The organism is Longimonas sp. (assembly GCF_040409695.1).
In the GTDB taxonomy this organism is placed as follows: Bacteria; Bacteroidota; Rhodothermia; order Rhodothermales; family Salinibacteraceae; genus Longimonas.
In genome coordinates this window covers 1-16,183 of sequence record NZ_JARWGJ010000081.1, presented here as the reverse complement: position 1 = coordinate 16,183, position 16,183 = coordinate 1, and the positions used below count along the sequence as shown (strand labels likewise).

The 16,183-nt window shown below is 58.6% G+C and carries 12 protein-coding genes; all 12 read left to right on the top strand.

Translation table 11 applies throughout. The features are described 5' to 3' along the window. Window positions 1-99 precede the first annotated feature (99 nt). The 12 genes from truB to PPP56_RS04960 all read left to right on the top strand — a co-directional run bounded on the left by truB (window position 100) and on the right by PPP56_RS04960 (window position 16,137). On the top strand, window positions 100-843 hold the full coding sequence (truB, locus tag PPP56_RS05015; RefSeq protein ID WP_353562933.1) for a tRNA pseudouridine(55) synthase TruB: 744 nt from the start codon (window positions 100-102) through the stop codon (window positions 841-843). Continuing rightward, window positions 840-1,814 (top strand): bifunctional riboflavin kinase/FAD synthetase, encoded by a 975-nt coding sequence (locus PPP56_RS05010; protein WP_353562932.1) that lies wholly within the window; start codon window positions 840-842, stop codon window positions 1,812-1,814. Before truB ends, PPP56_RS05010 begins: the two co-directional genes overlap by 4 nt. 93 nt (window positions 1,815-1,907) lie before the next feature. After that, complete coding sequence (gene rpsO / locus PPP56_RS05005; protein WP_353562931.1) at window positions 1,908-2,174, top strand: 30S ribosomal protein S15; 267 nt, start codon at window positions 1,908-1,910, stop codon at window positions 2,172-2,174. A gap of 183 nt (window positions 2,175-2,357) precedes the next feature. Continuing rightward, a complete protein-coding gene (gene pnp / locus PPP56_RS05000; RefSeq protein WP_353562930.1) occupies window positions 2,358-4,481 on the top strand; it encodes a polyribonucleotide nucleotidyltransferase in 2,124 nt (707 codons plus the stop codon). A gap of 148 nt (window positions 4,482-4,629) precedes the next feature. Next, entirely contained in the window at window positions 4,630-5,568 is a 939-nt protein-coding gene (locus PPP56_RS04995; protein ID WP_353562929.1) for an NAD-dependent epimerase/dehydratase family protein, read from the top strand. Window positions 5,569-5,609: 41 nt separating this feature from the next. Next, complete coding sequence (locus tag PPP56_RS04990) at window positions 5,610-6,374, top strand: segregation and condensation protein A (RefSeq protein ID WP_353562928.1); 765 nt, start codon at window positions 5,610-5,612, stop codon at window positions 6,372-6,374. Between the two features lie 51 nt (window positions 6,375-6,425). Next, the gene (gene scpB / locus PPP56_RS04985; RefSeq protein ID WP_353562927.1) at window positions 6,426-7,229 is read left to right on the top strand and encodes an SMC-Scp complex subunit ScpB; all 804 of its coding nucleotides are present in this window, start codon (window positions 6,426-6,428) and stop codon (window positions 7,227-7,229) included. Between the two features lie 41 nt (window positions 7,230-7,270). Further along, the gene (locus PPP56_RS04980) at window positions 7,271-8,020 is read left to right on the top strand and encodes a pseudouridine synthase (RefSeq protein ID WP_353562926.1); all 750 of its coding nucleotides are present in this window, start codon (window positions 7,271-7,273) and stop codon (window positions 8,018-8,020) included. Window positions 8,021-8,028: 8 nt separating this feature from the next. Beyond that, entirely contained in the window at window positions 8,029-9,555 is a 1,527-nt protein-coding gene (guaB, locus tag PPP56_RS04975) for an IMP dehydrogenase (protein ID WP_353562945.1), read from the top strand. 45 nt (window positions 9,556-9,600) lie between these two features. Continuing rightward, complete coding sequence (locus PPP56_RS04970) at window positions 9,601-10,692, top strand: M24 family metallopeptidase (RefSeq protein ID WP_353562925.1); 1,092 nt, start codon at window positions 9,601-9,603, stop codon at window positions 10,690-10,692. A gap of 60 nt (window positions 10,693-10,752) precedes the next feature. Next, window positions 10,753-15,090 carry a S8 family serine peptidase gene (locus PPP56_RS04965; RefSeq protein ID WP_353562924.1) on the top strand — a complete coding sequence of 1,446 codons (4,338 nt, stop codon included), beginning with the start codon at window positions 10,753-10,755 and terminating at the stop codon, window positions 15,088-15,090. After that, complete coding sequence (locus tag PPP56_RS04960; RefSeq protein WP_353562923.1) at window positions 15,091-16,137, top strand: MptA/MptB family glycosyltransferase; 1,047 nt, start codon at window positions 15,091-15,093, stop codon at window positions 16,135-16,137. Window positions 16,138-16,183 lie beyond the last annotated feature (46 nt).

The following is a 16,183-nucleotide window of genomic DNA, read 5'->3' as shown; positions in this document are numbered from 1 at the left end:
CGCTAAGCAGCCCAACGCTGCGCATCCCACACCCATTTAACCCGACCCATTCAACTCGGGTTTTCTTCCGTTCTACGCTAAGCGCGCTACCAGACGTGTATGGCCACCGCTGCTTCTCAACGTTCTATTCCGCCTGAGATCATCGTGCGCGATGGAACGTGCCCGGATCCCGAAGGCGCAGCAGTGCTTGTGGATAAGCCGAACGGTCCGACCTCGCACGACGTGGTGACGCAGATCCGGCGCCACTTTGGTGGATGCAAGACGGGCCATGCAGGCACGCTCGACCCGCTGGCTACCGGACTGCTTATCATCCTGATGGGGCGCCCCGCTACCCGCCTTCAGGATGCTTTTATGCACCAGGGGAAAACCTACCGTGGTACGTTGCGCCTGGGCGCCACGACGCCCACCTATGACCGTGAGATGGAGGTCGACGCCACACATCCGTGGACACATATCTCAGACGCTGACCTTGCGGCGGCCATGGAGTCATTTACGGGTACGATTGTACAGCGCCCTCCGCTGTATTCTGCGGTGCGTGTACAAGGCGAGCGCCTATACAAGAAAGCACGCCGTGGCGAAACGGCGGTACGCCCACCCCGCCAGGTAACGGTGTCGGCGTTTGAACTAATAGCACGCTCGGGACCCGACGTAACGTTTAGGGTCGACTGCTCGAAAGGAACCTATATCCGCTCGCTGGCTCACGACCTGGGCCAGGCGCTTGACTCCGGAGCCTATCTGACATCGCTGCGCCGCACGCACATCGGGGCATACACCGTAGACGACGCCTGGGCTCTCGACGAACTGCTTCGTACCTGCTCTGTCTCAATCCCATCACCTTCATGAAACGCGAGATCGGCTGGGAGGCCATTCAGCACGAGCCCGAATCAGTCGTCACAGTTGGGACGTTCGATGGCGTGCATCGTGGCCATCAGGCGATTCTTTCGTTCCTGTGCGACCGGGCGGATGCCCTGCAGGGCGTACCTACGGTGCTGACATTCGACCCGCATCCGCGCTCTGTAGTGCGAAGCATCAACGTTCCTTTGCTCACCACGATCGACGAGCGTGCCCGTGCGCTCGAATCGTTTGGTATCGAGCGAATGGTGGTATTGCCCTTTACGCGAGACCTGGCACAGTATGACCCACGCGCCTACGTTCAGGACGTCCTCTGGGATACCATCGGGATGCAAGCCATCGCTGTTGGCTACGACCACCGATTCGGGCGCAATCGCAGCGGCGATGTAGAGCTGCTGCGCACCATGGGTAGCGAGTACGGGTTCAGCGTCGAAGAAATTCCGCCGCAATCCGACGACGACGAGGTCATCTCCTCCTCGCGCATTCGCACGCTGCTGGCCGAGGAGGGAGCAGTACGCAGCGCGGCCCAGCTTCTTGGGCGTCCGTACACGCTGAGCGGTACGGTTGTGAAAGGAGAGCAGCGCGGGCGTACCATTGGATTTCCAACAGCAAATATACGCATGGCCGATGCGCGGTCGTGTCTACCCTGCCGGGGCGTGTACGCTACACGGGTCTACGGAGCATCTCTTTCAGAACCCGAGATTGGAATGTGTAATATCGGTGTGCGTCCTACGTTCAACGACGGGCCGCACCCTACGATCGAGGTGCACATACTTGACTTTACCGGCGATCTCTACGGAGAAACGCTATGTGTAGAGTTTGTGCAAAGACTGCGCGACGAACGTAAATTCGACTCAGTGGATGCGCTGCGTGCGCAACTTTCCGAAGACCGATCTCATTGCATACGTGTTATGGAAGCAGCACGTCCGCCCGTCTCATCGAAAGGGTGCGGACGTCTGTAAGTGCCGGGGTTGTACGAGGCATTATCTGCTTCATACCCGGTATCTTCTTTAGCATGGTATAATCTAAAGAGGAGCTCATTACCCAAACCCCCTATGATTACAAAGGAACGCAAGAGCGAGCTGGTCGAGAAGTACGGAGACGGGCCCAACGACACGGGCACGGCTGAAGTACAGATCGCCATTTTCAGTGAACGCATTAGTCGCCTTACCGAACACCTGAAAGAGCACTCCAAAGACCACGCCACCCGGCACGGGCTGCTCAAGCTGGTCGGGAAGCGCAGACGGCTGCTCAACTATCTCAAAGATCAGGACATTGAGCGGTATCGCACACTGATTCAAGACCTGGGGCTTCGTAAATAGTGCGACCGGCGGCATCCTGTTTTTCAGGATGCCGCTTTGCGTTGCAGCACGCCCCACGCAGGCTGCCTATGTGCAACTGCGCTGTGCTGCACCGTCGATATTGTTGGGTGCACGTTGGTGCTGCGTCGACATGCGGTAACAGCGCACCCCATCACCAGTTGTTGATTGAACGAGATCCTATACATGCCAGACGCAACCATCCAATCCATTGAATTCGCGCCGGGACGATCGCTCTCGATTGAAACCGGACGCATCGCCCGCCAGGCCAACGGTTCTACCGTTGTACGCCTCGGCGACACCATGGTGCTCTCTACGGCCACGCTATCTGACTCGATACGCGAAGGCACTAACTTCTTCCCGCTGACGGTTGACTATCGCGAGAAGTTTGCCGCCGGTGGCAAGGTGCCCGGAGGCTTCATTAAGCGAGAAGGGCGCCCTACCGACAAAGAAACCCTCACCGCACGCCTTGTCGACCGCGCGATCCGTCCGCTTTTTCCTGACGGATTCTACCATAGCGTGCACCTCGTTAACTTCGTGATTTCGGCAGGCGACGACTATGACGCCGACATCCTTGCCGGCGTCGGGTCTTCCGCTGCGCTCCTGCTGGCCGGTGCTCCCTTTCAAGGGCCGATCGCTGAAGTGCGCGTGGGACGCGTAGATGGCGAGTTCGTCATTAATCCCACGATCCAGCAGACTGCTGAGAGCGACATGAACCTTATTGTTGCGGGCAAGCAAGACGCGCTCGTAATGGTAGAGGGGGAGGCCGACGAGATCAGCGAAGACGTAATGATCGATGCGCTCGACGAAGCGCACGTCGCCATTCGTAAGCTGTGCAACGGACAGGAGCAGCTTGCCCGTGCCTTTGGTACCGCCGACGACTTTGAGTGGGAGCAGCACGTTACGCCCGAAGCGGTCATCGAGAAAGTCCGCCAACAGTTCGGGCAGCGCGTGGCTGACCACGTGCGCTCGCCCTACCAGAAAGAAACCTTCTATGCGGGCATTGACGCCATAAAAGACGAGGCCGTTGAAGCGCTTGCCTCCGACGACGACGGATTCGATGCTGGTGAAGTGCGCGATGCTGTGGGCGCCGTGCAGAAGCAAGAGATGCGCGAGATGATCCTCTCCGACGGTACGCGCGTCGACGGACGGGATCTCACCACGGTGCGCGACCTGTCGATGGAGACAGGGTACCTGCCCCGCGTTCACGGCTCGGCAATCTTTACCCGAGGCGAAACGCAGGTTCTGGGTTCACTCACGCTGGGCACTTCGAAAGATGTGCAGCCGGTCGATGAGGTGTTCGACGACACCGACAAGTCGTTCTATTTGCACTACCGCTTCCCGCCGTTCTCTGTCGGCGAAGCGAGCTTCCTGCGCGGACCGAAACGCCGCGAGATCGGACACGGCATGCTCGCTGAGCGGGCCCTGCGTCCGGTTATCCCCGGGCAAGACGAATTCCCATACGTGATTCGCATTAACGCGGATGTGATGGAGTCGAACGGATCCTCGTCAATGGCGAGCGTCTGCGCGGGCTCCCTTGCGCTGATGGATGCCGGCGTTCCTATCAAGAAGCCAGTATCAGGCATTGCGATGGGACTCGTAACTGATGGCGAGCGGACGAAGGTGCTTACCGATATTCTCGGGCTTGAAGATCATCTCGGCGACATGGACTTCAAGATCACGGGAACGCGCGACGGCATCACAGCCTGCCAGATGGACATCAAGATAGCGGGGCTCTCGCGCGATGTGCTTGCGAAGGCGCTCAAGCAGTCTAATGCTGCACGTATAGAGATTCTGGATGCGATGGAAGCATCGCTGCCTGCGCCGCGTACCGAGCTTTCTGAATACGCACCACGCCTTACCAAGCTGACGATCGACCCCGAGCATATCGGTGCCGTTATCGGCCCAGGAGGCAAGGTCGTGAAGAGCATCCAGAAAGAAACCAATACCGATGTAACCATCGAAGAACAGGATGGCGTCGGCTTAGTCACTATTGCAGCGAAGAATCAGCAAGACGCTGAAGCTGCGATTGAGCGTGTGAAGCAGATCGTAGCCGTGCCCGAAGAGGGCGAGGACTACATCGGCACGGTGAAGACCATCCGTGACTTCGGGGCGTTCATCGAGATTATGCCCGAGAAGACGGGACTGCTGCATGTCTCCGAAATCGCCCACGACTACGTAGAAAACGTAGAGGACTACATGAAGGTGGGAGACAAGGTGAAAGTGCACCTCCTTGAAGTGCGCGACGATGGCAAGATGCGCCTGACCCGCAAGCCGTTTCTCGACAAGGAGAACGGAGCTGGAAATTAAGTACTGTACGGACGCCCGCTGGTCCGACCGACCGGCGTAAGACCCATACACCACGTAGGGGCAATAGGGGTTGTTATCCCGATTGCCCCTACGTGCATATTGGGGAGCTAGCCACTATCACGCGACTCTGTTATTGCCGTTATTGCAAATGAAATTACTCTGTACAGGAGGAGCTGGGTTTATCGGCTCCCACGTGTCTGAAGCCTTTTTGAAAGACGGACACGACGTTCACATCATCGATGACCTGTCCGCTGGGAAGCGGGCCAATGTACCTGCAGAAGCGACTTTCCATCACCTCGATATTCGCAGCACAGAGGCTGCTGCCCTCGTCAAGACCGAGGCGTACGAGATGATCGTGCACCACGCTGCACAGATGAATGTACGAGAATCGGTTAAGCATCCGCGCGAGGACGCCTCGGTAAACATCGACGGCATGCTCAATCTGATGGAAGCTGGACGCAATCACGGACTGAAGCGCGTGCTCTTCGCATCCACTGGTGGGGCCATCTATGGGGACCCGGCATACACCCCTCAGGATGAGGACCACCCGCTTTGCCCGGTATCTCCGTACGGCGTCAGTAAACTGGCCTGTGAGAAGTATCTCAACTTCTACCGCGAGGAGTACGGCATCCCGTATGTATCGCTTCGATATGCCAACGTATACGGGCCTCGACAGAATCCAGCTGGGGAGGCAGGCGTAATCGCTATCTTTATCGAGAAGATGCTCAATGGCGAAGCGCCTGTTATCTACGGCGATGGCACCCAGACACGCGACTACATCTATATCGACGATGTGGTAGCGATCAACCGGGCTGTTATGGACATCGAGGGGACACGCATCTTTAACGTCGGAACGGGGAAAGAGACCAGCCTGAACGAACTCTTCCGCCAGATCCAGGCACATACCGCCCCGAGCATCGACAACGAATACGGTCCGGCCCAACCGGGGGAGCAGATGCGCAGCGTACTTGACATCAGCCGGGCAGAGCGTGAGCTCGGATGGAGCCCGAAAACAGAGATGTCTTACGGGATAAGGGAAACGGTACAGTGGTTTGAGAAGTCACAGTCAAGAGCGCGTACACAGTAATCCGTTATTGCAATAAATATTTTCGTTTTTAGTCGTTTCGTATGTACCAAGTAGAGCTTCAGCAATTTGAAGGACCATTAGACCTCCTGCTCTTCTTTATCAAACGGGATGAAATTGACATATATGACATCCCGATTGCAAAAATAACGGATGAGTACCTGACGTATGTGCGCGTCCTGGAAGAGATCGACCTTGACGGCGTAGCGGACTTCATCTACATGGCGGCCCTTCTGATCAACATTAAGGCGCAGATGCTGCTTCCGAATGCCTCAGAAGACGAAGAAGGGGAAGAGGTTGACCCGCGTCGTGAACTCGTTGAGCGTCTGCTTGAGTACGTTCGCTTCAAAGAGGGGGCCGACCAGCTTGCGGTTCGCAAGGAGGCACGCGAGCGCCACGCTACCCGCGGCGATGCATCTCCGGTGCGCGAGCAATACGAGCAGCAGCCGGCGAAAGCGGTTGACCACACCGTCTACGACCTGATGAAGGCACTCGCTCACATGCTGCATGAGCCGCCCGAAACAGATGACCCGATCCACGAAGTGGAGCCGCTGGAGTACTCGGTTGACGAACAACAGGTCTACGTGATGGAGCGGCTGCAGCATGCTGAAGAGCTCTCGTTCCGGTCGATCATACGGAGCCGCAGCAAGCCGTTTGTCATTGCTACGTTTCTTGCTGTGTTAGAACTGGCCCGTCAACATCACCTGCGTGTCCACGTAAACGAATCCCGCACCAACTTCTCGCTCCGCTGGCAGTCTAACGCTTCCACCAACGGCGTAGACTCAACCTTAAACGGAGACGTACAATAGCGAAAATAGCGTACCTACGCTGTAGACTGACTGAACCCTCAACTGAACCATATGTCAACATCGCCCCCCTCGCTCGGATTTGGAGTAAGCTCGCGGCTGCTAAAAGCAACAGAGGCGCTTCTTTTTGCTGCTGATGACCCGATTGGCGCGGAACGTATCGCTGAAATTGTGCAAGACGTAACGGGCGAGGCCGAAGTGGATGCAGAGCGCGTAGAGACGGTCATTGAGGCGCTTCGTGAAACGTACGAAGCGCATGAGCGCGCATTTGAGATCGTAGCATGGGCCGGAGGGTATCGTCTTGTGACGCGCGACGAGGTGGCTCCGTTTGTAAAAGCTATGGTTCAAGACGAGCAGCGCTCATCGCTTTCGCGCTCTCTGCTCGAAACGATCGCTGTCGTGGCCTACAAACAGCCCGTTACGCGCCCGGAGGTGGACTTCGTTCGGGGCGTGAACTCGGACTATGCACTGCGCAAGCTGATGGAGCTGGAGCTTGTCGACGTGAAGGGGCGTAGCGAATCGCTGGGGCGCCCGTTGCTCTATGGCACGACACCTGCTTTTCTGGAGCAGTTTGGGCTAAACTCGCTCGACGATCTCCCCACCATCCGCGAGGTCGAGGAGCTGCTTGACGATCCCAACTTTGACGATGAACGTGCTCAGCTGCTGCAGCTTAAGACCGAAGAAGCCGCCCGTGCACTGAATGGAAATAATAGTGCCTCAGGCGCCCCTGAAACAGCGAAAAAACAGGGGGATAAGCCGGAAGGTGCGGGTGATAGACCGGACACACAGAACGCGTCCGAGAGCACGGAGGCGGCGAGTGACAATGGGGCCCATTCCGATGCGTCCGCATCCAACTAACCACGTTTTCTGATTCTCCCGTAACCTTAACCCTTTAAGCAATGGCAGCGCCTCCGACTGTGCCCGAGGACGGCATGCGCATCAACAAGTATTTGAGCCGGGCGGGTGTATGCTCGCGTCGCGATGCCGATACGCTGGTAGAGGCACGGCGGGTGGCGATCAACGGAGAACCGGTTACAAGCCACGGCACACGGGTCTATCCAGGCGATACGGTCGCAGTAGATGGCGATGCGGTCGCGCTTCAAGAGAAGGAGTACCTCGTGTTGAACAAGCCTGCCGGGTGCATTACAACGGTTCACGATGATCGTGGACGGCAGACGGTCATGGACGTAATCGGGCGCGGAACGCACAACCCGGCGGGTATTGCACCGGTGGGACGTCTGGATCGTAACACGACCGGTATCCTGCTTCTTACCAACGACGGCGACCTTGCGCACCGGCTGATGCATCCGCGCTACGAGATCGACAAGGTCTACTTTGTGCAGACTGCACAGCCCGTAAAACCGCACCAGCTCGACCGGCTGCGTCGGGGCGTTGACATCGGGGATGCGCGCCTTGCACAAGCTGCCGATGTGGCCTACCTGCAGCCGCCGCAGAAAGACTGGATCGCGCTCAAGCTGCACGAGGGACGCAACAGGCAGATTCGGCGTATGTGCAAGGCGCTCGGACACACCGTAAAAACCCTGGATCGCGTGCAGTTTGCAGGGATTACCCTGGAAGGGTTGGAACGTGGAGCCGTTCGACCGCTTACCGAACAAGAAATAGCTGACCTTCGGAACCGTGTATCTTGACTCTGATGATGAATAACACTGCAACCCAGGTTTCCTCGTTGAATGACGCCCTTGCGCGCAAGATACGGGCCGAAGGGCTAACCTACGACGATGTGCTGCTGGTGCCGCGCCGCTCGGCTGTGATGCCGCGTACGGTGTCTACACGCTCGCGTCTTACGCGAGAGATCGACCTGAACGTGCCAATTCTGTCCTCCGCGATGGATACGGTAACCGAAGCCGACATGGCCATTGCGCTGGCCCGCGAAGGCGGCGTCGGTATCCTGCACAAAAACATGTCGATCGAAGACCAGGCTGCAGAGGTGCGCCGGGTGAAGCGTTCTGAAAGCGGCATGATCCTCGATCCGATCACGATTTCACCGCACGACACGGTAGGCGATGCGCGTCGCATGATGGCGCACTACTCTATTGGTGGCATTCCGGTGATCGACGACGAACGCCGGCTGGTGGGTATCGTGACGAACCGCGATGTGCGGTTTGAGCTGGAGAACGAGAAGCCTATCCACGAAATGATGACCTCGGAGAAGCTCGTGACCGCCTCGGTGGGCACGACACTCGATGAGGCCGTACAGATCTTGCAGACTCACAAGATTGAGAAGCTGCCGGTGGTCGACGATGAGGGCTACCTGGAGGGCCTCATCACGTTCAAAGACATCCGTAAGCGGCGCAAACACCCCGATGCGTGCAAAGATGAGCACGGGCGCCTCCGCGTAGGGGCTGCTGTTGGCGTAACGCCTGACGTGCTCGATCGCGTGGGGGCCCTCGTAGACGTCGGCGCCGATCTGGTTACGATAGACACCGCTCACGGGCACTCGGAAGGCGTGCTCGAAACTGTCGCTGAAGTCAACGATGTGTTTGGCGACCAGGTGCAGATCATGGCCGGCAACGTGGCTACCGCCGACGCCACGCACGATCTTATTGAGGCCGGCGCCGATGCCGTGAAAGTCGGTATTGGCCCCGGATCCATCTGTACCACGCGCGTTGTCGCAGGCGTCGGGGTGCCGCAGCTGACCGCCGTACTTGAGTGCGCCGAAGTCGCCTCTAAGCACGACGTGCCGATCGTGGCCGATGGAGGCATCAAGCAGACCGGGGATATCGCCAAGGCGCTCGCCGCCGGCGCAGGCACGGTCATGATCGGGAGCCTGTTCGCCAGCGTAGAGGAGAGTCCGGGCGAAACCATTATTTTTAACGGACGCAAGTACAAGAGCTATCGTGGCATGGGCTCTGTTGGAGCCATGCAGGCGGGCAGCAAAGACCGCTACTTCCAGGACGCAGAGGACAACCTCAAGAAGCTGGTGCCTGAGGGCATCGAAGGGCGCGTGCCGTACAGCGGCACCCTCGCAGAGGTCATCCACCAGATGGTTGGTGGACTGCGCGCAGCCATGGGCTATTGTGGATGCCAGACGATAGCGGAGCTGTACGAGCATGCCGAGTTTACGCGAATCACCGCTGCTGGAATGCGCGAGAGTCATCCGCACGACGTGGAGATCACGCAGGAGTCGCCGAACTACTACTCGGGACGCCATAAGTCAGCGTAACCTGGGCTGACCGCTGCTCTGTTTTCGATTAAACGCATCCTGTATATGTCTACTCCTGTTGTGGCCAAAGAGCCCGCTACCCACGATCTGCTGATTGGCATTGCGGAGAATCACAACGCCGATGCACTGGTGCTCTCTTCGCTGCCTGATATCCGGTGGGCAACGGGGTTTTCCGGATCCAACGGCCTGCTGATTGTGCACCCCGACCGGCTCATTTTTCTCTCAGATGGGCGCTATACCGAGCAAGCACAGCGCGAGGTCACCAACGCCGAGATACACACCCCAGGATACGCCCTATGGGAGTATGTGGAAGAGAAGAGCCTGTTCGGTGATGTGAGTTCTGTGCTTGTGCAGGCGGATAAGGTAACCGTTAAGACGCTCCATAGCTGGCGCGAGCGGTTCCCGGATATTCGGTGGGAAGAGGGAAGCGGCCTCCTCACCGCGCACCGTGGGGCAAAGTCAGAACGCGAGGTAGAAAAGATGCGCGACGCGCAGGCGATCACCGACACGGTGTTTAGTGAGCTCTGTGAATGGATTGAACCGGGCATGACAGAGCGTGAGGTGAGCGCCAGAATTGTCTACCAGCACTTGCTTCATGGAGCAGACAAGATGTCGTTCGATCCGATCGTTGCATCGGGGCCCAATGGTGCACTCCCGCATGCGCGGCCGTCCGATCGCGTGCTTCGCGAGGGCGAGCTGGTGGTCATCGACATGGGGTGCTTTCTGCAGGGCTACGCCTCAGACATGACCCGCACGATTGCCCTGGGCGAGCCTTCCGACGAGGCGCGGGCCGTGTACAACGTCGTGCTGGAGGCGCAAGAGGCCTCGCTGCAGGCAGCGCGCAGTGGGATTACCGGAACCGACATCGACCGTGTAGCCCGTACCATCATTGAAGAGGCAGGCTACGGCGACTATTTTGGCCACGGACTCGGACACGGCGTAGGGCTCGAAATCCACGAGTGGCCCCGCCTTTCATACCACGTCAGTCATAACCTTCCGGCGAACGCGGCCGTTACTGTCGAGCCGGGAATCTACCTGCCTGACAAGTTTGGCGTACGCATCGAGGATCTTATTATTCTACACCCAGACGGCCACGAAAATCTCACGCAGAGCCCCAAAGCGCTCCAGATCTTGTAGGCGAAAGCCTTGATTAAACAAGCTATCCCCTGCTTTTTTACCTGATTCGACCTCTCTTTCATGGCACGTCTGCTCACGTTTTGGGTTATCCTTAGCCTTCTAACTGTCGGGGCAGGTGTAGGAGGATGCGAGGCGCAGGCGCAAGAACGAGAGCAAACAGCGCGCTATGAGCTTATCATTCGCCTGGCCGATGAGGCCCCGCAGGCGCTACGCCAGTCGCTTCAAGAAGCGCCTACAACGGATCAGGCGGCAGCGCTCGGTCCGCTCTACACGGGGGTTGTACGTTCGCAGCCCGCCTTCCCAGAAGTAGAGAGCACAGCTCCCGACGGCCCGGCCACGTGGCCCGTTTTCGTGCTCGAACTTGAGGACCAGGATGCACTCAACGCTGCCAAGGCATCGTGGACAGATCAGCCGGGCGTGCTCTACGTTGAGGAGAATGACTTCTTTGAGCTGTATGTACGGGAAGGCCGCGAGACGCTTCCTGAAGGACTTCCCATCTCCACCAATCCAGACAGCATCAGTGAAAAGCTCAATCACCTCGATGTGATTCGGGCGCGTGAAGCGCATCAGATTACCCGGGGCACCCGCGATGTCACGATCGGCGTGATTGATTCCGGCGTGTTCTACTGGCATCCTGACCTTGAAAATCAGGTATGGGTCAACGGGCCCGAAGACGTCGCGAATGCAGGCACCTTCGTCCCCGATAACCGGCAGGGTACCGACGAGGATGGCAATGGGTGGGTTGACGACGTAATCGGCTACAGCTTTGTTGATCGTCCGCTTATGCCCGAGCCGGGCCGCTACGGACCGCGCGATCCTGACCCGCGTCCCGATGAGCTGGGATCGTTTAGTGGGCACGGCACGGCAGTCAGTGGGGTAGTAGCTGCCCAGGAAGACAACGGCTCTGGGATGAAGGGGGTGGCGCCTGGAGCACGCATTGCGCTGCTGCGCGCGTTTGGAGGCGATGGGCGAGGGCGCACGCGCGACATTGCCGCAGCAATCATCTATGGCGCTGAGATGGGCTTTGATGTGCTGAACATGTCGTTTGGAAGAGACCGCTCATCTCTGTTATTGCATGACGCTATTAAATATGCAAAGCAACAAGGCACAACAAGTGTAGCATCCGCCGGCAATATAGCTGGCGATGACCCACACTATCCCTCTGACTATCCGGAGGTGATTTCTACAATATGGCTTGCCGAGAATGGAGACGGGCTTCCTTCGTTCAGTACTAGCTCATACGGAATAGGAGCCGACCTTGGAGCTCCTGGCTCGAACGTGTTCACCACTCGGTATCCACGCACCGTTCCCGACGAGGAAATTACGCCCAATGATCTCTACGGGGCAGCCAGCGGATCGTCGTTTGCAGCGCCTCAGGTGAGCGGAGCCGTCGCGCTGCTCCGCTCGCTCGACAGCTCACTGAGCCCCGACGACATACGCTCAATCCTAACAAGCTCTACCACCGACATTGGTGTTCCAGGGTGGGACCACCGTACCGGAGCGGGCCTCTTGAACGTATACGAAGCACTGAAACGCGCCCTTCCTGGAAACACAGCGATTGCGCATCCTGATCACGATAGCGGGTGGAACGCTTCAGAAATCCCTGTTATTGGAAGTTCCATTCACCCCAAGCATCAATCCTATCAGGTAAGCTACACATCAGGCACCCGCGACCTGGACGAGGCGGACTGGACTCCGCTCCACGATCCCATCGCTCGGCGCGTCTTAGATGATACGCTTGCGGTGTGGCCCATCGATGGGCTCGACGAAGGAGCCTATACGCTACGCCTCACCACGCAACTCACCGATGGACGTACAGTTGAAGATCGGCGGCGCATACGCATCCAGCGCACGCCGCCTACCGTGACGGTACATGCGGTCGAAGCAGGCATCGTACAAAGCGATTTCGGGCTTATCGCTGATGTTTCCACAGACCAGCGGACGTCGCTTACGGTGCGGGTCGCTCGTGCAAACGAGACAGAAACGATTGATAGCGAATTCCGCCGGCAGCGACACGGACTCTACTGGGCTGATACCGCCGGGCAGGGAGGGGAGGTCGCTGCACGGATCGTTGCTACGAACGATGCCGGGCTCTCGACATCATTCGATACGACCCTGGCGATCCCCGAACGCCGTTTCCGCTCGCAACTGCTGGAGCGTCACGATACATCCGTGCCCCGGGGATATCTGCTGCCTACACTCACCGATTTCGACGGCGACTCGCTTCCCGAACTCATTCTGAACCCGCTCTCCAGTCAGGGGGGGATTAGCGACTCGCTGTACCTGTATGAGTGGACCGGGCAGGACTTCGTTCGGGGCGACTCGCTACGAGCCAATGTTATTCCTCGTGATGTAGGCGATACCAACGCATCCGGCACCTCAGAACTGCTTACGCAAGTCGGGTCGGCGACGCTGCTTCTTGAGCAAGAGGAGGGCGCGTGGCTACCTAAGTCGCAGGCTTTCATCGATACAACAGGCGTTCGCGGCTCAGAGGCGCCGTTTCTCGGGTCGGTGCTCATCGATCTCCTGAACCGTGGTAGCGCCCAGATTCTCGGACACACACGTGAGGTGTGGAAGGGGCGTGCGTGGGATGGATCGCGTTACACAGAGGCATTCACCCTCGACCCGCGCGACGTTGTGTCGATCGAAGACACGCTCAGCATTGGCGGGCTTATTGGTCCTGCCCGCGCCGCAACGGGCGACTTCACGGGCAACGGCCGCACCAATCTGCTGGTCGGCGATCGATACGGCCACTTGATCGTCTACGAAACGCCCGTCGGCGAAACCGTGCCGGTGCCGATCTGGACCCACGCCTCCAACCGCTTCGATGCCGGACTCCGCTTTGGCGTGGGCGATCTAACCGGCGACGGTACCGATAACTTTGTGACGTTTACCAAGCACTATCCGCTCTCGCTGCCCGATGACACGCGTATGCCCGCGCGCAGCACCTACATGGTCTGGACGCACACGGGCAGCGGTTTCGAAGCGGCATACCGTCTCCCAATTGCGGGCGACGCGGGGGAGGCCGGCGCCATAACGACCGCAAACCTGACAGGTGACGATCGCAACGAGGTAATCATCGCGCATGCTCCCTACCTGATTGTCCTTCGCAACGACCCTGCACGCGGGTGGCAGGTCGCATATCTCGACGACCGAGCTGGCATTGAATCTACCTTCAGTCCGGCACTCACGGCAGGCAATGTTACGGGAAGCGGCCGGCCGGATGTGTTTGTGACAACGCGAGACGACCACGTCGTTCGGTTTGCTGTGCAAGAGCAGGCGCTCGCTGTACCGCCCCCGCAGTGGCGCCGTGCACAGGCGCGTTCTGAGAGCGAGGTGGTGCTGCAATGGGACGCAGCCGGCGCAGACTCTGTGAGTGTCTTTCAACGCACTGACGGGTCTGCCTTCGAGCAGATTGCCGTCCGGCAGGACTCCAGTCTCACTGTATCCACAACTACAACCCACCACTACGCCTTGCGGGCATGGGCCGGGGGAGAGGGGTCTCCGCTGAGCGACACGCGCCAGGTACGTCCCCGCTCGCCTGCTACGGTGGTCGACCTATCGTACCCGGCCCCAAACGAAGTCCGACTGGCATTCAGCGAGGCGCTCAGCGACGAAACGAGAGCGGAGCAGTTTAGCTACGAAGGGGATGCAGTGCGCCGCCTCGTATCGGGCAGCAATGGACAGGTACTCGTCGTAACGCTTCCTCATGGTGTGCCACGTATCGGTACGCTGACGTGGCGCGACGTGCGCGACCGGGATGGCACACCGGTGGGGCAGACTCAGCAGACGCTGGCGTTGCCGGCCGCACCGGAGGCACCGTTCTTTGTGTCTGATTGGACCCGTCTATCTGCACAACAGGTAGCGCTTGAGTTCAACACCGCAGTTGACCGCAACGTAGCCACCGATCCAGGGCGCTACCGGGTAACGCCTCCTGGCACTGTAGCACAGGCTGCCGTCAGCGAAGAAGCGGACCACCGGATCGTCCTCGACATTGATGGCCTCGTCGTAGGAGCCACCGGGCGCATCATCACGCTCCGGCTCGATGATCTCTTTAGTGCAGATGGACGTGCACTCGCCTCCGAGAGCCGCGCGATCCAGCTTACGGGTCCTGCTGATAATCTTGATGATGTGTTCGTGTATCCAAACCCGATGCTCGGTGCTGAGCATGCTCATTCGATTACCATTGCCGGCGTACCTACTGAAGCTACCGTGCGTGTAGTGAGCGTCGACGGGCGCATGGTGCGCACGCTAACCACCGATCAAGCGTTCGAGGGGGGGATCGAGTGGGATCTGGAAGACGAGACAGGGCGTCGCGTGCCTACTGGCGTCTACTACGTACGGGTCGAAGCGCCAGGCGAGTCGCCCGTCATGAAAAAAGCGGCAGTGATCTGGTAAATGATCCGTCTATCGGTACGCAGCACCTATGGATACGGGGCCATCGCTCTTCTCGGAGCGGCGGTGCTGCCATGGACAGCAGCCAACCCAGCATACTGGTCCCTTATGGTTGCGGGCAGCATGGTCGTGTCGGCGAGCCTGGTTCTGCTCTGGCGGGCCGATGCAGTGTCGATGCCACTTGTTCTGGGCGGAGCCCTCGTACTCCGGCTGTTCTACTTACCCCTCGAGCCGGTGCTTAGCGATGACATCTATCGTTATCTGTGGGACGCACGCCTGCTCGTCGAGGGCGGAATCAATCCGTACGCTCACCCGCCAGAAGCGGACGTGCTACGTAGCTGGCGGGATGATTGGCTCTACCCGGCCCTTAACTCGCAGGCCTATCACAGCATCTACCCCCCGTTTTCTCAGGCTGTTTTTGCAGCATCGTACCTCATCGGAGGAGAGGGGTGGACGAGCTACTACATGATGAAGGTCATGCTTGTGGCCGCAGAACTGAGCGGGGTATGGGCGCTGGGGCGCTACGTAGATGCGCGCGACCTCATGCTCTATGCCTGGCACCCGCTGGCCTTGCTGGAGGTTGCTGGCCAGGGACACACCGAAGCACTGGCTGTAGGAGGCGTAGGTATGGCGCTCTGGGCTGTATGGACGCAGCGCAAATATCTGGCGGCGGTTGCAATCGCACTCGCCGGGCTGGCTAAGCTATACCCATGGGTTGCTTTCGCGTGGCTCTTCCGCAGATACGGATTCCGACCTGTACTTGTCGGAGGAGCTGTTATTGCTATCTCATTTGTTCCTTTTTGGTATAGCACACTACTTGCAGATATTGGGCAGTCTCTTCGCTTATACGTACAGCTATTCGAGTTCAATGCAGGGCCGTACTATGGGGTTAAAGAGGTGCTGGAGATACTCACCGGGCAAGACTGGAGCAAAGTTATCGGACCGGTATTTGGGGGGCTCACTCTGCTGGCGCTGGCAGCGTGGATCGTTCGTGACTGGCTGAAGCCAGTATCGTTCGCTACCTTCATTGCAGGAGCCCTTGGACGATGACTGTGCCTGACGCCGGTGAGCAACACCAAACCATGAACATAACAAA